The sequence below is a fragment of the Egicoccus sp. AB-alg2 genome (assembly GCF_041821065.1).
Lineage (GTDB): Bacteria > Actinomycetota > Nitriliruptoria > Nitriliruptorales > Nitriliruptoraceae > Egicoccus.
In genome coordinates this window covers 22,802-43,533 of sequence record NZ_JBGUAX010000012.1, presented here as the reverse complement: position 1 = coordinate 43,533, position 20,732 = coordinate 22,802, and the positions used below count along the sequence as shown (strand labels likewise).

General features: G+C 74.0%; 19 protein-coding genes. 11 read left to right on the top strand and 8 right to left on the bottom strand.

The window, feature by feature from the left end; translation table 11 throughout:
* Positions 1 to 22: 22 nt before the first annotated feature.
* From ACERM0_RS20295 to ACERM0_RS20285, 3 genes are all read right to left on the bottom strand, one after another.
* On the bottom strand, positions 23 to 1,129 hold the full coding sequence (locus tag ACERM0_RS20295; protein ID WP_373680459.1) for a glutamate--cysteine ligase: 1,107 nt from the start codon (positions 1,127 to 1,129) through the stop codon (positions 23 to 25).
* A gap of 140 nt (positions 1,130 to 1,269) precedes the next feature.
* On the bottom strand, positions 1,270 to 2,685 hold the full coding sequence (locus ACERM0_RS20290) for a polysaccharide deacetylase family protein (protein WP_373680458.1): 1,416 nt from the start codon (positions 2,683 to 2,685) through the stop codon (positions 1,270 to 1,272).
* Positions 2,686 to 2,818: 133 nt separating this feature from the next.
* A complete protein-coding gene (locus ACERM0_RS20285) occupies positions 2,819 to 3,814 on the bottom strand; it encodes an LLM class flavin-dependent oxidoreductase (RefSeq protein WP_373680457.1) in 996 nt (331 codons plus the stop codon).
* A gap of 265 nt (positions 3,815 to 4,079) precedes the next feature.
* Between ACERM0_RS20285 and ACERM0_RS20280 the strand changes: the two genes are divergently transcribed.
* From ACERM0_RS20280 to ACERM0_RS20245, 8 genes are all read left to right on the top strand, one after another.
* Entirely contained in the window at positions 4,080 to 5,336 is a 1,257-nt protein-coding gene (locus ACERM0_RS20280) for a Glu/Leu/Phe/Val dehydrogenase (RefSeq protein ID WP_373680456.1), read from the top strand.
* A gap of 37 nt (positions 5,337 to 5,373) precedes the next feature.
* Positions 5,374 to 6,579: a helix-turn-helix domain-containing protein gene (locus tag ACERM0_RS20275; protein ID WP_373680455.1), complete on the top strand. Its 1,206-nt coding sequence runs from the start codon at positions 5,374 to 5,376 to the stop codon at positions 6,577 to 6,579.
* A gap of 55 nt (positions 6,580 to 6,634) precedes the next feature.
* Entirely contained in the window at positions 6,635 to 7,117 is a 483-nt protein-coding gene (locus ACERM0_RS20270) for a GreA/GreB family elongation factor (RefSeq protein WP_373680454.1), read from the top strand.
* A gap of 45 nt (positions 7,118 to 7,162) precedes the next feature.
* Positions 7,163 to 7,624 carry a hypothetical protein gene (locus tag ACERM0_RS20265; protein WP_373680453.1) on the top strand — a complete coding sequence of 154 codons (462 nt, stop codon included), beginning with the start codon at positions 7,163 to 7,165 and terminating at the stop codon, positions 7,622 to 7,624.
* A 119-nt stretch (positions 7,625 to 7,743) separates the two neighbouring features.
* On the top strand, positions 7,744 to 8,307 hold the full coding sequence (locus tag ACERM0_RS20260; RefSeq protein ID WP_373680452.1) for a hypothetical protein: 564 nt from the start codon (positions 7,744 to 7,746) through the stop codon (positions 8,305 to 8,307).
* Between the two features lie 48 nt (positions 8,308 to 8,355).
* On the top strand, positions 8,356 to 9,636 hold the full coding sequence (locus ACERM0_RS20255; RefSeq protein WP_373680525.1) for a S8 family serine peptidase: 1,281 nt from the start codon (positions 8,356 to 8,358) through the stop codon (positions 9,634 to 9,636).
* Between the two features lie 94 nt (positions 9,637 to 9,730).
* Positions 9,731 to 11,854, top strand: a complete 2,124-nt coding sequence (locus ACERM0_RS20250) for a TPM domain-containing protein (RefSeq protein ID WP_373680451.1) — start codon at positions 9,731 to 9,733, stop codon at positions 11,852 to 11,854.
* Between the two features lie 54 nt (positions 11,855 to 11,908).
* Entirely contained in the window at positions 11,909 to 12,619 is a 711-nt protein-coding gene (locus ACERM0_RS20245; RefSeq protein WP_373680450.1) for a PspA/IM30 family protein, read from the top strand.
* Between the two features lie 63 nt (positions 12,620 to 12,682).
* Here the strand turns inward: ACERM0_RS20245 and ACERM0_RS20240 are convergent, their stop codons facing one another.
* The 4 genes from ACERM0_RS20240 to ACERM0_RS20225 all read right to left on the bottom strand — a co-directional run bounded on the left by ACERM0_RS20240 (position 12,683) and on the right by ACERM0_RS20225 (position 16,077).
* Positions 12,683 to 12,994, bottom strand: a complete 312-nt coding sequence (locus ACERM0_RS20240; RefSeq protein ID WP_373680449.1) for an AzlD domain-containing protein — start codon at positions 12,992 to 12,994, stop codon at positions 12,683 to 12,685.
* Positions 12,991 to 13,695 (bottom strand): AzlC family ABC transporter permease, encoded by a 705-nt coding sequence (locus ACERM0_RS20235; RefSeq protein WP_373680448.1) that lies wholly within the window; start codon positions 13,693 to 13,695, stop codon positions 12,991 to 12,993. The genes ACERM0_RS20240 and ACERM0_RS20235 overlap by 4 nt, the downstream gene beginning before the upstream one ends.
* Before the next feature lie 191 nt (positions 13,696 to 13,886).
* Positions 13,887 to 14,339, bottom strand: a complete 453-nt coding sequence (locus tag ACERM0_RS20230; protein WP_373680447.1) for a hypothetical protein — start codon at positions 14,337 to 14,339, stop codon at positions 13,887 to 13,889.
* A 211-nt stretch (positions 14,340 to 14,550) separates the two neighbouring features.
* Complete coding sequence (locus tag ACERM0_RS20225) at positions 14,551 to 16,077, bottom strand: YfcC family protein (protein ID WP_373680446.1); 1,527 nt, start codon at positions 16,075 to 16,077, stop codon at positions 14,551 to 14,553.
* A 204-nt stretch (positions 16,078 to 16,281) separates the two neighbouring features.
* Between ACERM0_RS20225 and ACERM0_RS20220 the strand changes: the two genes are divergently transcribed.
* Genes ACERM0_RS20220 through arcC form a run of 3 tightly spaced genes read left to right on the top strand, consistent with a single transcriptional unit; the run spans position 16,282 to position 19,543 of the window.
* Complete coding sequence (locus tag ACERM0_RS20220) at positions 16,282 to 17,505, top strand: arginine deiminase (protein WP_373680445.1); 1,224 nt, start codon at positions 16,282 to 16,284, stop codon at positions 17,503 to 17,505.
* A gap of 48 nt (positions 17,506 to 17,553) precedes the next feature.
* On the top strand, positions 17,554 to 18,573 hold the full coding sequence (gene argF / locus ACERM0_RS20215) for an ornithine carbamoyltransferase (RefSeq protein WP_373680444.1): 1,020 nt from the start codon (positions 17,554 to 17,556) through the stop codon (positions 18,571 to 18,573).
* 1 nt (position 18,574) lies between these two features.
* Positions 18,575 to 19,543 carry a carbamate kinase gene (arcC, locus tag ACERM0_RS20210; RefSeq protein WP_373680443.1) on the top strand — a complete coding sequence of 323 codons (969 nt, stop codon included), beginning with the start codon at positions 18,575 to 18,577 and terminating at the stop codon, positions 19,541 to 19,543.
* 9 nt (positions 19,544 to 19,552) lie between these two features.
* Here arcC and ACERM0_RS20205 read toward each other — a convergent pair whose 3' ends face one another.
* The gene (locus tag ACERM0_RS20205; protein ID WP_373680442.1) at positions 19,553 to 20,698 is read right to left on the bottom strand and encodes a diguanylate cyclase domain-containing protein; all 1,146 of its coding nucleotides are present in this window, start codon (positions 20,696 to 20,698) and stop codon (positions 19,553 to 19,555) included.
* Positions 20,699 to 20,732: the final 34 nt, after the last annotated feature.

The window sequence follows — 20,732 nt, the reverse complement described above, 5'->3', positions numbered from 1 at the left end:
ACGGCCGCCGCCCGACGGCCATTCAGCGGAAGTCGGGATCGGTCTCGCGAACGAGCCGGGTCACGCCGTCCTCGAGCCGGCCGCGGCGCGCGACCGCTTCGCGCTGCCGGTGGGCACTCGTGCCGCCCGTCAGGAGGTCGTCGAGCAGGTCGCGGGCCGCCTCGTGGTCGCCGTGCCGCTCGAGCGCCGGCCCGACGTCCTCCAGCAGCGCCTCGACGAGCTCGCGGGCGGGGCGGGCATCGCCGGCGACGGGATCGACGAGCAGGTCGCCGAGTCCCGAGCGCGCGGCGCGCCAGGCCGCGGCCTCCAGCAGGGTCGGATGGGCCGCCGGTGGCGGGACGCCGGTCGCGTCGCGCTCGAGGGCGGTCGCCACCAGCCCGCGGCACAGGGCGGCCTGCAGCACGGTCTCGTCGAGACGCGTGCACGAGTCGGCGATGCGGAACTCCAGGGTCGGGAAGTCCTCGGACGGGCGCACGTACCAGTAGAGCTGGGCCGCGTCGAGGACCGTGCCGGTGCGCAGTAGCCGCTGCGTCAGCTCCGCGTAGTCCTCCGGGCCCGCGAACTCGGGCGGGAACCCGGCCGTGGGCCAGCGGCTCCACACCTGGGTGCGGTAACTGCAGTAGCCCGTGTCGCGACACTGCCAGTACGGCGAGCTGGTGGAGAGTGCCAGCAGGACCGGGAGCCACGGCACGACGTGGCGCATCGCGCGCAGCCCCGTGGCGCGGTCCGGCACGCCGACGTGGACGTGGCAGCCGCACACGATCTGCTCGCTCGCGACCCGGCCGTGCTCGCGGGACATCCGCTCGTAGCGCGGCTGCGAGGTGATGGACTGGTCCCGCCAGTCGCTCAGCGGCACGGTGCCGCTGGCCACCAGCCACGCACCCTGGTTCTCCGCGGCGGCGCGCAGGGCCCGCCGCCGGGCGGCGAGGTCGGCCCGCAGGTCGGCCAGCCGTTCGTGCACGCCGCTGTGGGTCTCGACCATGGAGCGCTGCAGCTCGTGCTCGTACACGTCGCCGTCGAGCTGCTCGAGGACCGCGTCGGCGACCGAGACCAGCGCGCCCGTCCGCGCGTCGAGGAGCTGGTACTCCTCCTCGGCTCCGAGGGTGAGGGGTTCCTGCGCCGTGCCCATCCGGTGTCCGCGCTCCTGGTCGAGGTGGTCGGGGCCGTGAGCCTGCGGTCCCCCGACCGTGGCCGGCGGCGGGCGGATCGGACCGACAGCCGGGGACCCCGGTCGGCTGCCGCGATGGCGGCGACCGACCGGCCAGGACGTCAGCGGTAGTCGTCGAGGTCCACGAAGCGGTAGCCGCGCGCCTCGATCCGGGCGATCACGTCCGGCAGCGCCGCCGCGTCCAGCATGGAGCGGTCGCGCGGATGCGAGCCGACGTGCATGAGCACGATCTGGCCGGGTTGCAGCGTGTCCAGCACCCGCCTGGTGACCGTGGCCTTCGACTGGCCGCCCGAGGTCCCCTGCCAGCCCAGCGTGTCCACCGTCCAGCGCACCGAGCCGTAGTTGGTGCAGTTGACGATGCCGATCGTGCGGGCGTCGCGGGCGCCGAAGGGGAAGCGGAACCACGGCCGCGGGTCCACACCGGTGGCCGCCCGGATCGTGCGGTCCGCGCGGACGACCTGCGAGCGCACCTCGGTGTCGCTGCGGGTGGTCAGGTCGGGATGCGAGACGGTGTGGTTGCCGATCGGGTGGCCGGCGGCAGCGATCGCGCGGGCCTGCGCCGGGAACTCCGTCACCCAGTCGCCGGTCAGGAAGAACGTCGCCGGCGTGCCGGTGTTCCGCAGGGTCCGCAGGATCGACGGCAACGCGTCCGCGTTGGCGCCGGCGTCGAAGGTCAGCGCCACGACCCGCTCGGAGGTCGGCAGCCGGGTCCATTCGGTACCGCGCATCGAGGTTGGCACGCCGGGTTCCGTCCGGGCCGAGCCGGTGCTGAGCGGCGCGTCGCCGCAGGCGCCGAACGCGAACGACTGGCTGGCCGCGCCGGCGCTGAGCGGGTTGCGCAGGTACCACGAGCGTCCGCGCACGACGCCGACGCCGCTGCGGCCGGTGCCGTTCCAGTCGCCGGTCACGGGGACGTCACCGACGTTGCCGAACCGGAAGTCGTGGTTGGGGGCACCGGCGGACCGGGCGTTGCGCAGCAGCCACCGGTTGTTGCGCACGACGCCGATGCCGGTGCGACCGTTGCCGTTCCAGTCACCGGTCACCGGCACGTCGCCGATGCGCCCGTAGGTGAAGTCGTGGCTCGCCGGGCCGGCCGAGAGCGGGTCGCGCAGCAGCCAGCGGGCGCGGCGTACGACGCCGACGCCGTCCCGGCCGTCGCCGTCCCAGTCTCCGACGACGGGTACGTCGCCCGCGCGACCGAACGTGAACGAGAGCTCCGTCGCCCCGGTGGCCAGGCGGTTGCGCAGGTGCCAGCGTCCGTCGCGGAACACGCCCGGAGTCGCGGTCCCGTCACCGTTCCAGTCGCCCATCACCTGGACGTCGCCGGTCCGGCCGAACGCGAACGACGGGCCGCCGCGCACGGACCACGTCCGGTCGCGGACGAGCACCGGCTGGTCGGGCGTCGCCGCGGCCGCCGGCGGGGCACCGGCCGCCACAGGCCCGACCAGCAGCGCGGCCAGGGCCACGCCCCCGGCCCGCGACAGCCACGACCGCTTCCCCCCACGCTGCGCGCGCACGTGCCACCCACCTGCTCGGCACCTGCCTCGAGCATGGGCCGAAGCCGGTCGGAGGACCAGAGTCCACCGACCCGTCCTGCCCGCAGCGGTCCCCGTCCGGGCCGGCGTCAGGCGGCGGCGTCGGGCGGCGGCGTCAGGCGGCGGCGGGGAGTCCGTGCGCCTGCGCGACCAGATCCAGCGCCCGCAGCTTGGCCTGCCGGTCGGGGCCGGCGGCGGCGAGGATCAGCTCGTCGGCACGTGCGTGACTCGCGAAGGCCGTCAACTGCTCGGCGACGTCCGCTGCCGTGCCCACCGCCGTGTGGCGCAGCATGACCTCCACCTGTTGACCGGCGGGCGAGGCCAGCAGCGCGTCCAGCTCCTTGGGGGACAGCCGACGCCCGCGTCCGAGCAGCAGCTTCGCCCGGCGCCGGCGCGCCGCGAGCAGGTGGGCCTGGGCCTCCTCGTCGGTGTCCGCCGCGATGACGTTCATGCCGGCGATGACGTAGGGCTCGCGCAGCTGCTCGGAGGGCCGGAACTCGCGACGGTAGAGCGCGACCGCCTGCTCGAGCGCCTGTGGCGCGAAGTGCGACGCGAACGCGTAGGGCAGGCCCAGCACGGCGGCCAGCTGCGCCCCGAACAGTGACGAGCCGAGGATGTAGAGCGGCAACTCGGTGCCCCGTCCGGGGATCGCCTCGACGCCGGGGATCCGGGAGGTCTCGGACAGGTAACCCTGCAGTTCCAGCACGTCCTCTGGAAAGCGGTCGGCCGCCGCGAGGTCGCGGCGCAGCGCCCGGAACGTGGCCTGGTCGCCACCCGGCGCACGCCCGAGCCCGAGGTCGATCCGGCCGGGGTGCAGCGAGGCCAGGGTGCCGAACTGCTCGGCGATGGTCAGCGGCGAGTGGTTGGGCAGCATGATGCCGCCGGCCCCGACGCGGATCGTGCGGGTGTGGGCCGCGACGTGCGCGATCAGGACGCTGGTGGCCGCCGACGCGATGGTGGGCATGTTGTGGTGCTCGGCGTACCAGACCCGCCGGAAGCCGAGCCCTTCGGCGCGGCGGGCGACGTCGACCGCCCCGGCAAGGGCGTCGCCGGCGGTCTCTTCCGGGCCGATCTCGGCCAGGTCCAGGATCGACAGGGGGAGCGACGTCACCGGCGGTCTCTCGTCTCGTGCGGGTCCAGGGGCGACCAGGCACAACGGTCGACCGCGCCCGGGGCATTCCCGCCGCGGGTCCGGACGCGTGCCGCCGCCACGTGCGCCTGCCGGGACGACGCGGCGAACGGCGGCATGAAGCCGTGCTTCACGTCTACCCTTCCCGGTGACGCAACGGCGCGTCGGCACCTCCCCCGTGCGGGGCCGGTCGACGCATGCCGTCGTGCCTGGTCGCGTGCGGGTCCCCGACGAGGAAGGACTCCACGTGACCCTCGACCTGCACCAGCAGGCCCTGGCCACCATCGACGCCGCGGCGGACGAGCTGCGGCTGGACGACTGGATGCGGGCGCTGCTGCACCGCCCCGAGCGCGCCATCGCCGTCCAGGTGCCCTACGTCGGTGACGACGGCGAGATGCGCGTCGTGCCCGGCTACCGCATCGCGCACTCGACCGCACGGGGCCCCGCCAAGGGCGGCACGCGCTTCCACCCCGACGTGACCGCCGAAGAGGTCGCCGGCCTGGCGACGCTGATGAGCGTCAAGACCGCGGTCGTCGACCTGCCGCTGGGAGGCGGGAAGGGCGGCATCACGGTCGATCCCAAGCGGCTGAGCGAACGCGAGCTGGAGTCGTTGACCCGCAGCTACACCCGGGCCATCGCCGGAAGCATCGGCCCCGACGTGGACGTGCCGGCGCCGGACGTCAACACCGACACGCGGCACATGGACTGGATCGCCGACGAGTACGCGCGCGTGACCGGCGCACCCGCACCCGCGGTCGTCACCGGCAAGTCGCTCGCCGCGGGCGGGTCGCTCGGCCGCGACACCGCGACGGCGGCCGGCTGCCGCACCGTCGTGCTCGCGAGCGCCCACCGTCTCGGTCTGCCGGCGGACGCCCGGGTCGCGATCCAGGGCTTCGGCAATGCCGGCGCGCACCTCGCCCGGTTGCTGGCGGCCGACGGCCTGCGGGTCGTGGCCGTGTCGGACAGCGGCGGCGCCATCCACGACCCGGACGGGCTGGACGTCGCGGCCGTCGCCGCGGCCAAGGCCCGCAGCGGTTCGGTCGTCGCCCACGGCGCCACGGAGATCGGCCCCGAGGAGGTGCTGACCGTCGACTGCGACGTGCTGGTCCCGGCGGCGCTCGAGGGCGCGATCGACGCCCGCCTCGCCGAGCGCGTACGCGCACGGCTGGTCGCCGAGGCCGCCAACGGCCCGTGCACCCCCGAGGCCGACGCGGTGCTGCAGGAACGGGGCGTCACCGTGGTCCCCGACGTGCTGGCCAGCGCCGGAGGCGTGACGGTGTCCTGCTTCGAATGGCAACAGAACCTGGGCGGCGAGCAGTGGAGCGCCGCCGAGGTGGCACGCCGCCTGGACGAGCGGATGAGCGCCGCGCTCGACGACCTGTGGCGGGTGTCGGAGTCGCGCCGCCTGCCGCTGCGTGCCGCGGCGGCGGTGCTGGGCGTGGGACGCATCGCCGCCGCCCTTGCCGAGCGCGCCGGCGTCGTCGAGGAGGCGTTGGCGTCCTGAGCCTCGCCTAGCGTGCGCACCCCGGGCCAGGTGGGTGATGACGGTGCAGGGACCGACGAGCGGGACGGCGCTGCTGGACGAGCTCGTGGACGACGTGCGCATCGGCGACAACCTCGTCCTGCTGGGCGCCGGCTCGCCGCCGCTCGACCTGCTGGTCGACCGGTTCACCGCGGCCGTCGGTGACACCACCCCGCTGGTCGTCGTGAACGTCGGCCGGCCCTGGGACGCGCGTGTACCGGTCACGGCGGCCGTCCTGGATTGGTCACCGGTCGTCACCGGCCGGACCTCACCGGTACCGGACGCGCTGACGCCCGGTGCCAGCTTCGACGACGCCCTGACCTCGCTCCGGGCCGCGGACGAGCGGGTCGGCGCCGGCGCGGCGTTCGTCTTCGACCGGCTGACGGCCGTCGAGGACGCGTGGGGCCGCGGCCGGGGACTCGACCTGTTCCTGGCCGCGTGCCCGCGGCTGTACCGCCGGCGCAGCCTCGCGCTGTGGCCGGTGGAGCGCGAGCGCCACCGGCCCTCCTTCCTGCGACGGCTGCAGGAGATCACGCAGGTCGTCGTCGAGGTCGACCAGGAGGAGGACGGCGACCTGCGTCTCACCGTGCGCAAGGCCGACGGCCGCCGCGCCGGGGTGGTCGGGCGCAGCGTTCGCGCGCACGTCGTCGACGGCGACCTGGTCGCGACGGATGCACCGGTCAGCGCCCGGGAGAAGCTGGGCACGGTCCTGCGTGACCAGCGGCTCCGCCACGGCCTGTCGCAGGCGGAGGTGGCGCGCCGGGTCGGCATCAGCCCGTCCGCCCTGTCCCAGGTCGAACGCGGGGTCCGGGGGCCCTCCGGTGACACCCTGGTACGGCTGTGGGAGGTGCTCGGCGTCCCGTTCGGACCCGAGGCGGACGCGCCCGCCGGCTACGTCGTCGCCCGTCGAAGCGGACGCGACCGCAGCCGCCTCCAGGACGGCCTCGTCGGCGAGCGCGTGGTCGCGGACACACGGGTCGGCGAGGTGTGGCACCTCGAGGTCGCCGCGGGTGCCGCCGGCGACCGCGCGCCCTTCGCCGTCAAGGGCCCCGAGGTGGCCACCGTCGTGCGCGGCGTGCTCGACGTCACGGTGGGCGGACGCACGGAGACGCTGCACGAGGGCGACGCGCTGGTGGCGACGGAGGCGAGCGTCTCGGGCTGGCGCAATCCCGGGGCCGAACCGACCGAGGTGCTCTGGCAGGTGGGGCCCGCGAGTTCACGGTGATGCTGTATCGTGAAGCTCTGCTTCACGGCGCGTCCCGACGAGCGGGGGGCGGGACGTGCCGAGACGATTCGCCGCCGAGGACGCCATGGTGACCAACACGACGTCGCCGATCCTGACCGCCGCCGGCCGTCGGTGGGTGGAGGGCCGCCTGGAGCGGGCCGAGCAACGGCTCGCGCGGCTCAACGCCGACCTGGCCAGCGAGCGCAGCGACGCGCTGCTCGAGGATTGCCGACACGCCGAGGCCCAGGTCGAGGAGCTGCGCCAGCTGCTGCGCGTCGCGGTCTCGCCGGGTGACGTCGCCGAGGACCCCTCGGTCATCGAGCTCGGCGACGAGGTCGAGGTCGAGTTCGACGACGGCAGCCGGGAGTCGTTCCTCGTCGTGCATCCGGTCGAAGCGCCGATGGACGACCATCGCACCTCGTTCGACTCGCCGCTGGCGCAGGCCGTCCTCGGGCACCGTCCCGGCGACGAGGTGACCGTGGTCTCGCCGGCCGGGTCGTACCGCTGCGTCATCGTCGGCCGTTCGCGCCTGGACTGAGCGGCAGCTGTCCGCGTCGTGTCCGACGCGGGCGGGAGGTCCGTCATGCACCTTCGCTTCCGTCACCGCGGCCCCCTCCGTGGCCGGCGAGGGACGACGCCGGGGACCGGTCCGGGCGCCGCGGCCGCCGTCGAGGCCGGTCGCCGGCCGGCCGTCGCGATCGTCGGCTCCGCGTCGCCGTTCACGAGTCGTCTGCACCGGCTGGCCCGGCAGTGCGGCTACCGCGTCAGCTCGGCCGCCGTCGGTGATGGATCGCCGCCGGTGCTGCCCGAGGGGACCACGGTCGTCGTCGTGGCCCCGGACGAGGGGGACACGGCCACCCTGCTCGACCTCGTGCCGTGGCTGCACCGCGCCCATCCGCTCGTCCGCCTGGTGGTCGCCGCGCGCGGCACGGATGGATTCGAAGCGGTCTTCGAGCTGGGCGCCGACGTCTTCATCGACCAGCGCGCCGACGACGACACGGTGATCGCCGCCATCGCCGGACCCGGCTGGCGCCACGCGCACTGACGGGACGCAACGACGAGCGTCGACCGCCCGGTCGCCCGAATTCCGGGACGGCCCGCCGCCGGCCGGCGAGACTTCCGCTCCCGCCGGCGGGGCTGCCGGCACGGACAGCGGGGAACGACATGGGGCACGTGGGGTCGTCGCGTCGAGCCGCGCGCTGGGGCGCCGCGGTCCTGGCCTGTGCACTGGTGGCGCCACCGGCGGCGTCGGCCGTCACGGGGACGGAGGCCGCGGCCTGGGCCGCAGACGACGACGCGCGGCGCGCCGCGGCCGCGAGCCTCGACACCGAGGTCACGACGGTCCCGGGCCGCTGGATCGTGCGCGCCGTCGACGGTCGCCTCGACGAGGCGCTGGCCGCCGCGCGCGGCCTCGGCGTCGGGGTCGACGACCACTTCGCGTCGACCATCAACGGCTTCGCCGCGACCGGGAACGAGCGGCTCGCGACGCGACTGCGCGCCGAACCGTCGGTGCAATCGGTCCGTCCCGTCCAGCGCATCGCCTTCGCGGCCACGCAGGCGTCGGCGCCGTGGAACCTCGACCGCATCGACCAGCCGAAGCGGCCACTCGACCGCACCTACACCTATGCCGAGACCGGCAAGGGCGTCCACGTCTACGTGATCGACAGCGGCGTGCGGGCCGACCACGCCGAGTTCGGTGGCCGGGTCGTCACCGGGCTGCGCGGGTAGGGCGCCAGCAGCGACTGCTTCGGTCACGGCACGCACGTCGCCGGCACGATCGCCGGCGCGACCCACGGCGTCGCGAAGCGGGCCACGATCATCCCGCTGCGGGTCGGGCGCCCGAACAGCAGCGGGATCTGCGGCGCGGTCGACACCGACCGTCTCCACGCGGCCCTGCGTTTCGTCGTCGACCACCACAAGGCCGGTCAGCCCGCCGTCGCCAACCTGAGCCTCGGCGGCTGGGCCGACCCGGACGTCGACGCCGCGGTCCGTCGGGTCGTCTCGGACGGCGTGAGCGTCGTGGCGGCGGCCGGCAACACCGGCGACTGGGCCTGTAACTACTCCCCCGGCCGGGTCGGCGCCGCCCTCACCGTCGCCGCGACCGACAAGAGCGACTACTCGCCGATGTGGTCGAACTACGGCAGCTGCGTCGACCTCTTCGCCCCCGGGGTCGGCATCCGGTCCGCGGCACACACCTCCCGCACCGGCACCGTCGTGTACGACGGCACCTCGATGGCGGCGCCGCACGTGACCGGCGCCGTCGCCCGCTACCTGCAGGGACGACCCGGCGCCTCGCCGAAGACGGTCCATGCCGCCATCGTGAAGTCGGCCGCCACGGGCCGCGTGTCCAACCCGGGCAGTTCGACCCCGAACCGGCTGCTGCTGGTCAAGGGGGCGGTGCCGACGCGTCTCGCCGCCTCGGCGAGTGCCAGCACGACCACGGTCGACGAGCCCATCGCGATCCGCGGCGCCCTGACGAACCGGGTCAGCGGCACGGTGCTCGCGGGCCGCACCGTGGTGCTGCAGTCCCGGCGCGTCGGCGCCACCTCGTGGTCGTCGGTCACGTCGAAGAACACCGACGCCCGGGGCGAGGTGGCCTTCTCGCACCAGCCCGGCCGGAGCACCGAGTACCGGCTCTCGCACGGCGGCACGGCCCTCACGCAGGCCGCGACCAGCCAGGTCCGCACCGTGAAGGTCCGGCAGAGCGTCGTCGCGAACGCGAGCGCCGTCGACGGACTGAAGATCGGCGCCACGATCCGGCCCCAACCGGCGAGTGGGGACCGCGTCACGGTGCTGCTCGAGTGGCAGGACCCCTCGACCGGCACCTGGGTCGAGGTAGACCGCAGCGACTGGCGCGGCACGGCCACCGACGGGTCCCTCGCCTGGTCCGCGGCCAAGCCGCCGTCCGGTGAGCACCGGCTCCGGGTCCGTGCCCTCGCCACGACCCGGAACGTCGCCGGCACCAGCGCGCCGATACGTGTCGTCGTGCCGGGCGAGGGCTGCACCACCGAGGCGTGTCCGCCAGCCGCTGCCCCGCCGGTTTTCGTGCGCGGGTGACCGGCTGAGCGCGCCTCGGTCGGCGGGCGTACCCGGTGCCCCGACGCCATCCGGACGGGGCTCACGGGCCGACCGGCACGGCTACTTTGCCGCCATGACCGTGCGTCTGCGCCTCCCCACGCTCCTCGTCCTGCTGCTCGGGCTCCTGGCGGCGCCGGGGCTCCTGGTCGCGGCCGGCGCCCAGGACCTGCCACGGCTGTCGGACGAGGTGACCGACGACGCCGGGCTGCTGGGCGACGACGAGGACGCCGTCCGCGAGGCGCTGGCCGAGGTGCGCGACCGCGTCCAGCTGTTCGTCCTCACCACCGACACCACCGGCACGCGCACCATCGACGAGTACACCAATGCCGTCGCGGAGGCCAACTCGCTGGGCGGCGACGACGCGCTGCTCGTGGTGGCGATCGACGACCGCAGCTACTACCTGTGGGCCGCCGAGGGTCTCAGCGGCGTGACCGACGCGGACGTCCAGCGCATCGCCGTCGACGTGGTCGAGCCCCGCCTGGCCGAGGGCGCGTTCGCCGACGCGGCGATCGAGGCGGCACGGGCACTCGCGGCCGCGGAAGCGGATGGGCCGGGTGGCGCGGCGGCACCGCCGCCGGCGCCCGAGCCCGCGGACGGCGGGTCACGAATTCCCTGGCTTTTGGTGGTCCCGCTGCTGGCGTTCGGGGCGCTGGCGCTGCTGTCCTGGGGCAACGAGCGTCGCGGCCGGCGCCGCACGGCCGAGGAACGCGACCGGCGGCTCGGTGAGCTGGCACGCCGGGCCAACGCCCGCCTGGTCGCCAGCGACGAGGCGGTGCGTGAGGCCACGACCGAGCTCGGGTTCGCCGAGGCGCAGTTCCATCCCGACGACGTCGCGCCGCTCCGTACCGCCGTGACGAACGCGCGGCAGGAGCTCCACGCCGCCTTCGAGATCCGGCAGCGGCTCGACGACGACGTCCCGGAGACCGTCGAGCAGCGCGAGCAGATGCTGCAGCAGGTGCTCGGCCACACCGACCGGATCGATCAGCTCCTGGCCGCCGAGTACCGGCGCCTGGAGGCGCTGCGTGACCTAGAAAAGCGCGCGCCGGAGGTGCTCGAGCAGATGCGCGGGCAGGTCGCGACGGCCGACGAACGGCGCGAGGCCGCCGAGCCCCTCCAGCAACGGGTCGCCGCCGCGTCGCCGACCGCGCGCGAGGCGACCAAGGGCAACCTGACCGAGGCGACGAAGCACCTGCGCGGCGCCAGCCGATCGCTGGCGACCGGCCTGGAGGCCGTGGAGCTGGGCGCGACCGCCGAGGCCGCCCGGGCGGTCCGCGAGGTGCAGGTCGCGCTGGCCGCGGCCGATCAGCTGATCACGGCCGTGGAGCACGCGGCCGAGCAGCTCGACGTGGCCAGCAGCGACATCGACGCCGCCCTGCGCGCCGCGGCCGCGGCCGTGGACGAGGCGGCCACGGCCGCCGCGCAGGCGCCGCCGGCCACCCCGGCCCGCGCCGCGGCTGCGACGGTGCGCGACGGTGCGACAGCGTCTCGTGCCAGCGCGACGCCGCCCCCGCCGCCGTCGCCGCCGGCGCTGCTCACCGAGGCGCGCGGCCTGCTCGAGCGGGCGCGGGCGCACCGGGACGACGACGTGCTGCTCGCCCACGAGCACGCCCGCGGCGCCGAGGCCGCCGCCAACCAGGCGCTCGCCCTCGTGCACGCCGCCCACGAGCGGCGCGAGCGGGACACCGCCGCGGCCCAGGCCGCCCTGCGGACCGCCACGGCCGTGTACGACCGCGCCGCGGACTACCTCGCGACCCGGCGGCAGGGCGTCGGTCGCGAGGCCCGGACCCGGCTCCACGAGGCCGAGCGCCACCTCGACCGTGCCCGGGCACTGCTGGATCCCGACCCGGCCGAGGCCACCCGGGAGGCCCGCGAGGCCGAGCGGCTCGCCGGTGAGGCCTATCGGCTCGCCAGCCGCGACTTCGACCAGTACGACCGCTACCGGGGCCCGTTCGGACGCGGACCCTACGGCGGGCGCGGCGGGCCCACGATCGTGATCGGTGGCTTCCCCATACCGCTCGGCGGCAGCGGCCGCGGCGGTGGTGGCTTCGGCGGGAGCGTGTGGGGCTCCCCCGGTGGCGGCCGCGGCATCGGCGGCGGGTTCGGCGGCGGCCGCGGTTTCGGGGGCGGCTTCGGCGGTGGCCGTGGCATGGGCGGCGGCTTCGGCGGCGGAGGCCGCGGCGCCGGCGGACGCTTCTAGACGTGCAACACATCGATTCGCGCCCGAGCGGGCGTCGTGACAAGGAGGAACGCGGTGGCACGCACGATCCTGGGACGGCTCGGGCAGTTGCTCCGGGCGAACGTCAACGCGCTGATCGACAGCGCCGAGGACCCCGAGAAGATGCTCGACCAACTGGTGCGTGACTTCACCGCCAGCATCACCGAGGCCGAGGCGGCCGTGGCGCAGAGCATCGGCAACCTGCGCATGCTCGAGGAGGACCGCGACGAAGCCCGCTCGGCTGCCGAGGAGTGGGGCCGCAAGGCGGCAGCGGCGGCCGCGCGTGCGGACCAGATGCGTACCGAGGGCTCGTCCGACGCCGACCGGTTCGAAGAGCTGGCGAAGGTCGCCCTGCGCAAGCAGATCTCCTTCGAGCAGCAGGCCGACACGTTCGACGGGCAGATCGCGCAGCAGACCGAGATGGTCGACAAGCTGAAGGACGGTCTGGAGAAGATCCGCCGCAAGCGCGAGGAGCTGGTCCAGAAGCGCAACGAGCTGGTCAGCCGCGCCAAGATGGCCGAGGCCCAGAGCCGCGTGCAGGAAGCGGTGCGCAGCGTGTCGGTCCTCGACCCGACCACGGAGCTCGGCCGCTTCGAGGACCGCATCCGCCGTGAGGAGGCGCGGGTGCGCGGCATGGACGAGGTCGCGGCGTCCTCGCTGGACGCGCAGTTCGCGGAGCTCGACGAGCTCGGCGACGACCTCGAGGTGGAGCGCCGGCTCCAGGCGCTGCGCAATCCCTCGCAGTAGCCGCCCGGCGACCGCGATTCGAGGTGGTACCCGGGCCGTCCGGTGGTCCGGCCCGGGCCGCCCTCAGGTCGCGACGGCCAGCAGGTCGACGAGCACGAACGTCGCGAGCCCGACGGTGACCGTGACGATCGGGTTGCGGGTGCGCCAGCCGGCCAGCGCGGCGGCGCCCCCGGCCACCAGGGTCGGCGCGGGGGCGACGGCGGCGCTGTTGCCGAGGTGCACGGCGATCATCGCGGCGAAGGCTGCCGGCGCCACGTCGCCGAGTCGGGTGCGGACCCACTCGGGCAGCCGTTCGGGGGGCACGACCGCGATCAGGGCGACGCGCAGCATCCAGGTCGCCACGGCGACCAGCAGCAGGACCAGGACGACCTTCACGAGGTCTCCTTTTCGTGACGTGGGGCGGCGGCGACGCCGACCATGATCGCCAGCACGATGCCGAGGCCGGCCGGCAGGGCACGTCCTGCGACCGCCACGCCGGCGGCGACCAACGCGACCCGGCGGGCGCGCGGGTCCGTGAACTTCGGCGCCAGCAGGGCCAGGAACGTGCAGGGCACCGCCATCCCCAGGGCGGGGTGCGGGGGCACGACGGCGCCCAGTCCCATCCCGAGGCCGATCCCGGTGAGGTAGATCACGCCCAGGACCGCGCCGGCGGTCAGCCAGTAGCGCCGGAACGACGACGGCTCGTCGGGGGCGCCGGCCGACGCGGTGGCGTAGGTCTGGTCGACCAGCACGAGGGGCCCGAGCCAGCGGAACCAGGTCGGTTGGCCCGCGAAGCGTCCGGCCATCGCCGCACCGTAGAGCAGCAGGCGGGCGTTTATCAGCGTGGCCACCCCGACGGCGCCGAGGAGCACGACCCCCTCGTCGAGTGCAGTCATGGCCGCCAGCTGGGCCGAGCCGGCGTACACCAGCCCGCTGGCCACCAGTGCCGGACCGGCCGGCACGGCGAGCGCGCCCAGTGCCACCCCGAGCACGGTCGCGAACGGCAGCACGGCTAGCGCGACGGGCAGGATGTCACGGGCGGCGCGGACGTCGACGCGTGGGCGTCGGCGTTCGCGTGGCAGGGCGATGGTCGTCACCGCGGTCACCTCCGGGTCGTGACCACCGTGCGCCGCCCGGCCCGTGGGCACCTCGGCGACACCTACCCACCTCGGCGCTCGCGATCACCCAGCTCCCACGTCACGGGCACCGACGCCGGTCGGCCCGGGGGCGCACGTCCGCCCGGCCAGCGCGCCGGCCTCGTCCGCAGCGGGGATGGAGATGGACGGGCTCAGATGGTGAGCACGAGGTGGCGTCGCAGCGAGGTGACCAGCGCATGCAGGCTGTTGGGCACCCGCCGCCAGCGCCGCCCGTCGGGGCCGGGATGGAACACGAGCCCCCATGCGGTCAGCCGCACCCCGTCGGCCAACAGGATGCGGGTCCGCCAGGTGTTGCAGACGAACGCCTCGACGCGGACGTCGAGCACCTCGGCCGCATCGATCCGGCGGGTCCGCAGCCCGTTGCACACCACCAGGCGGCCGCTCGGCTCCACGGCCACGTGCGAGCGCCGGATCGCGACCAGCGTCATGGCGGCGCCGAGGGCGAGAGCCGTGGCCAGCAGCAGGGCGGGCCGGGCGTGGCGCGCCACCAGCGGGACCGTCGCCAGGCTCAGCGCGGTGACGAGGCCGGCCGGGAACGTCCACACCCGGCGGAGCGACGGATGGCGGTAACGGGCGGCGTACATCGGGCGCGGATGTCCTCGTGGATGACGGATGTCCCGGACAGGTTCGCCGTTCATCCCTGACCCGAACGAACCAGCGTCCGATCGGCGCAGCCGGATGTGCCCGCTTCGCCCGGCTCCGGCACAACGGCCGCGCACACGCGCCGCCGAGCATCGACGTCGGTGGGCCCGGACGCGTGGACTGCGCCCGGGCCCGCCGACGGTGGTGCTGGGGTCAGCCGATCGCCGCGCCGATCGCCACGAAGGCCAGGACCAGGACGAACAGGATCCCGAGCAGTGGGGCGATGAACCGCAGGAACTTGTGGTAGCCGACACCGGCCAGCGCCAGACCGCCCATCACGACCGCCGAGGTGGGCGTGAACAGGTTCATCCAGCCGGACGCCGACTGGTAGGCGGTGACCACGATCTCGCGTCCGACGCCGGCGAAGTCGGCCAGTGGCGCCAGGACCGGCATGGCCAGCGTGGCGTGACCGGAGCTCGACGGGACCAGGAACGCCAACGGGACGTTCACGACGAACATGACGGCCCCGAACAACGCCGAGGAGGTGCCGCTGACGGCGCTCTCGAAGGTGTTGAGGATGGTGTCGGTGATCATCGAGTTGTTCATGATCACGGTGACGCCCCGGGCCAGCACGATGATCAGCCCGGCGGCGATGAAGTCACCGGCACCGGCCGCGATGGTGTCGGTCATGCCCTTCTCGCCCAATCCGGAGACGAGCCCGATGACGACCGCCATGACCAGGAACAGCGCCGCGAGCTCGGGGAAGTACCAGTCGAGCTGCCAGGTGTAGGAGTCGGCCTCCGGGCCGACCAGGATCTGCGCCCACGGCACGATCGCGAAGACCATCATCGCGAAGGTTCCGCCCATCAGCCACAGCACGAGGCGGTGCCGGCGGGTCATCTCGATCTTCTCCGCGGAGGCGACCACGTGGGCGTCCTCCTCGCGGAACCCGACCAGCGAACGGCTCGGGTCCGCCCCGACGCGCCGGGCGTAGCGGACGACGTAGGCGATCGTGACCGCCGTCAGCACGACGAACATCAGGGCCCGCAGGCCGATGCCGTCACTGATCGAGATGCCGGCCGCGGCCGAGGCCGCACCGGTCGCGAACGGGTTCACGGTCGAGGCCAGCGTGCCGACGCCGGCACCCAGGATGATGACGCCGGCGGCCGTCAGGCGGTCGTAGCCCAGGCTGAGCACCAAGGGCACCACCAGCCCGTAGAAGCCCAGCGTCTCCTCCGCCATGCCCTCGGTCGTCCCACCGATGGCGAAGATGACCATCAGCACGACGATGAGGGGCACGGCCCGGCCGCCGAAGCGCTCGCCGATGCGGGAGATGCCGGCCTCGATCGCGCCCGAGCGCATCGTCATCGTGATGAAGATGCCGATGGCCAGCACGAACAGGAACACGCCGGCGGCGCCGAACAGCTCACCGGCCTCGTAGGCGCCGATGTAGCCGGTCTCGCTGCTCTGCACGCCGTACAGGCCGTTGACCGGCGCCATGAACAGCTCGTAGAGGCGGTCGGTGAACGACAGGCCCACGTCGACGCGTTCGTAGCTGCCCGGGACAGGACCGCCGGTGGCGGGGTCGACCGCGTAGCGGCCGGTGGGGATCAGGAAGGCGAGGAGCCAGACGGCGACGGTCACGCCGAACAGCACGGTGAACGCGCTCGGGAAACGTAGGCGCTTCGGGGGCGGAGGTGGTTCCGTCCTGGCCGGGGTCGGGGTGGTGGCGGTGCTCATGGGGGCCTCCGAACGGGCAGGGATGTCGCCACCGATCATTGGGGACGCCCGCCCCGGGCCGTAGGGCCGCTGGGCACGGCGGAGAGGGTCCAACGGACATCGGTTTGCATGTCCATCGCCCGGCGCGCGTGAGCCGGCCGACGTGGGACCGTGCCCCCGGCGCAGCGGACCGTCGCTTGCGACCCTCACAGGAGCACCCACGCCATGACGTACCACGTCGGTTCGGAGGTCGGCAGGCTCCGGCAGGTCATCCTGCACCGCCCCGACCTCGAGTTGCAGCGGCTCACCCCCTCGAACAAGGACGAGTTCCTGTTCGACGACGTGCTCTGGGTCAAGAAGGCCCGCCACGAGCACGACGCGTTCGCCGACACGCTGCGGGACCTCGGCATCGAGGTGTTGCTGTTCCGCGACCTGCTCACCGAGACCGTGCACGCACCCGAGGCCAGAAAGCACATCCTCGACGCGGTCTTCGACGAGCGCGTGCACGGCCCGCTGGCGGTCGACGCGCTGCGCAACACCTTCGACGCGATGGACGAGGAGACGCTGACCCGCTACCTCATCGGCGGCATCACCAAGCGGGAACTGCTGGAGCGGGTGGAGGAGCCCGCCTCGGTGGCCTTCCGGGCGCTGGACCTCGACGGGTTCGTGCTGCCGCCCCTGCCCAACCACCTGTTCACGCGGGACACCTCGGCGTGGATCTACGGCGGGGTGTCCATCAACTCGATGCGCAAGAAGGCGCGCATGCGCGAGACGGTCCACTACGAGGCGATCTACCGCTGGCACCCGCGGTTCGCGGACGCCGGTTTCGACGTCTGGTCGCCCGGGTCGGCCAACGGCGTGGCGACGACCGAGGGCGGTGACCTGCTCGTGCTCGGCCGCGGCGCCGTGCTGGTCGGCATGAGCGAGCGCACCCGCCCCGCAGGGGTCGAACGCCTGGCCGCGTCGCTGTTCGCCGCCGGTGCCGCGAAGCGCATCGTCGCGTTGCAACTGCCGGAGAAGCGGGCGTTCATGCACCTCGACACGGTCATGACGATGCTCGACGAGGAGACCTTCACCCAGTACGCCGGCCTCGGCTCGTTGCCGTCGTTCACGATCGAGCCGGGCGACAACGACAAGGAGATGAAGGTCACCCCGCACCCCGCGGAGGACATGCACCAGGCGATCGCCGATGCAATGGGCCTCGAGCGGATCAGGGTCCTGACGGCGACGCAGGACGTCCACGCGGCCGAACGCGAGCAGTGGGACGACGGGTGCAACGTGCTGGCCGTGGCCCCGGGCATGGTCGTCGCCTACGAACGCAACGTCACGACCAATACGTTCCTGCGCCGCAACGGCCTCGAGGTGATCACGATCACCGGCAACGAACTCGGCCGTGGACGTAGCGGCCCACGGTGCATGTCGTGCCCGACCCGGCGCGACGGCATCTGAACCCCCTCGACGAGCCCGCGGGCTCACGACGCGAACAAGGCAGACCCGATGACCATCGACCTGCGCCGGCGCAATTTCCTGAAGGAACTCGACTTCACGCCGGCCGAGTGGAAGCACCTGCTCGACCTGGCGGCCGAGCTGAAGGCCGCCAAGCGGGCGGGTGACGAGCGCCGGCACCTGACCGGCCGCAACATCGCACTGATCTTCGAGAAGACCTCGACCCGCACCCGGTGCGCCTTCGAGGTGGCCGCCTTCGACCAGGGCGCCCACGTGACCTACCTCGACCCGTCCGGGTCCCAGATCGGGCACAAGGAGTCGATGAAGGACACCGCCCGGGTGCTCGGCCGCTACTACGACGGCATCGAGTACCGCGGCTCGTCCCAGCAGCACGTGGAGACGCTGGGCGCGTACGCCGGTGTCCCGGTCTGGAACGGGCTCACCGACGAGTGGCACCCGACCCAGATGCTGTGCGACATGCTGACGATGCGGGAGCACCGTGCCAAGCCGGATGGCGAGATCGTGTTCGCCTACCTCGGCGACGCCCGCAACAACGTCGGGAACTCGCTGCTGATCGCCGGCGCCATGATGGGCATGGACGTCCGCATGGTGGCACCCGAGGAGCTTTGGAACGAGCCGGCCATCATCGAGCAGGCCGGCAAGATCGCCGCGGAGACGGGTGCCCGGATCACCCACACCACGGACGTCGCGGCCGGCGTCGCCGGGGCGGACTTCCTCTACACCGACGTGTGGGTGTCGATGGGCGAGCCGGCCGAGACCTGGGACGAGCGCATCGCGCTGCTGCGTCCCTACCAGGTCTCCATGGACACCATCCGCGCCACCGGCAACCCCGAGGTGAGGTTCCTGCACTGCCTGCCGGCCTTCCACGACCGGGAGACGACGGTCGGCGCGGCGCTCTACGAGCGCACGGGACTGACGGCGCTGGAGGTCACGGACGAGGTGTTCGAGTCATCGCACTCGATCGTGTTCGACCAGGCCGAGAACCGGATGCACACGATCAAGGCCGTGATGGTCGCCACGCTCGGCGACCGCGAGCCCGGGGAGCGCTGACATGCGCATCGTCGCCGCCCTGGGAGGCAACGCCCTGCTCGAGCGCGGGCAGCGTCCCGACGCGTCGGTCCAGGCCGCCAACGTCGCGCGGGCCGTCCGCGCCCTTGCGCCGCTGGCCGAGGAGCACGAACTCGTGCTCACCCACGGCAACGGCCCGCAGGTCGGCGTGCTGGCGCTGCAGAGCGCCTCGGACCCGAGCCTGACGACCCCATACCCCTTCGACGTGCTCGGCGCACAGACGCAGGGGATGATCGGCTACTGGCTGTTGCAGTCGCTCCAGAACGAGCTGCCCGGACGGCAGGTCGCCAGCATCATCAACCAGACACTGGTGTCGGCCGACGACCCCGCCTTCGCCAACCCGACCAAGTTCATCGGCGAGGTCTACGACGAGCAGCGGGCCCACCAGCTGGCGACCGAACGCGGCTGGACGGTACGCCAGGACGGTGCCGGCTGGCGCCGGGTGATCGGCTCACCCCGGCCCCAACGGGTCGTGGAGACGCGGCTGATCCGGCTGCTGCTCAACAGCGACGCGGTGGTGGTGTGCGCCGGCGGCGGCGGCGTGCCGGTCATCCGCAACGAGCACGGCCGACTGCAGGGCGTGGAGGCGGTGGTCGACAAGGACCTCACCGCCGCCGTGCTGGCCGAGGCGCTGGACGCCGACGTGCTGCTGATCCTCACCGACGTACCCCACGTGTACCGCGGCTACGGCACGCCAGGCGAGGAGCCGATCCTGCGGGCGACGCCGGCGGCCCTGCGCCGCGAGGACCTGCCGGCCGGGTCGATGGGCCCGAAGGTCGACGCGGCGTGCCGGTTCGTCGAGGTGACCGGCGACATGGCCGCCATCGGCCGCCTCGACGACGCCGAGGCGATCCTCGCCGGCAAGGCGGGAACGATCGTGACGCCGGCCGGGCAGTACGGCGGACCGGGCGACCTCAGCCCCACCCGCGGCCCGGCCCGACGCGCCGGGTGAGCGTGCTGCTCAGTCCGGGGGCGCGGCCACGTAGCGGTCGCGCCCCTGGGCCTTGCCGGCGATCAGGGCCCGGTCGGCCCGGTCGACGGCGTCGTCGGTGCTCTCCTGCGACGGCGCGACCAGCACGCCGGCGACGGTGACGGTGATCACCTCCGGTGGCGCGGGGCGGCCGCGGTGCGGCAGCGCGCGGTCGCGGATCCGCTCGACGAGCCGGGCCCCCGCGGCGTCCACGTCGCCGGGGCTGCGCGCCCCCGGCAACAGCGCCGTGAACTCCTCACCGCCGTAGCGGTACACCGTGGCGCCGGGCAGCGCGGCCGTCAGCGTCTGCCCGACCTTGCGCAGGGCGCGGTGTCCGGCGAGTTGGCCGTGTACGCGGTTGTACTCGTGGAAATGGTCGATGTCGGCCATGAGCAGCCCGTAGGGATGGCCAGCCCGTCGCGACTGGTCGTGGAGGCGGGCGACGTCCTCCTCGAAGCTCGCGTGGTTGCGCAGACCCGTGCGGGCGTCCTGCCGTGCCGCCGCGGACAGCTGGTCACGTTCCGCCCGCAACTCGCGCATCATGCCCGGCCGGGCGATCACCACGCCGCCACGGCGGTGGACCTTGGCGTAGTACAGCGCGTTGTCGGCGAAGCCCAGCACCGTCGCGGTCGTGCCCCGGCGCGAGGAGCCGACCTCGGCCACGCCGACCGAGACGGTCACCGGCCGGGCGCCGTGCACACGCAGGGCCCCGATCTCCGCCACGAGCCGTCGCATGGCGGCGGCCCCCTCCTCCGCCGTCGTGGCGGGCATCAGGACGGCGAACTCGTCACCTCCGAGTCGTGCCGCCTGGTCGGCCGTGCGCAGGCTGGTGGCGATGCGGGCCCCGACCGTACTCAGGAGCCGGTCACCGGCCCCGTGGCCGTAGCGGTCGTTGAAGAGCTTGAACTCGTCGAGGTCGAGGACCGCGACGCAGCCGGGCGGGCCGCCCCGGTCGATGCGGTGCAGCTCACGGTCGAGCGCCTCCTCGAACGCCCAGCGGCCGGGCAGGCCGGTCAGCGTGTCCTGGCCGCGCCCGTCGATGCCCTCGCGTCCGAGCCGCAGCAGCACGTGGCCGCGCTGATCGAAGACGACGACGCCACCGGGCCATCGCCGGCCACGCAACCACTGCCACCACACCCGCCGTCCCTTCCCCCGTGTATCCGGCCGTTTC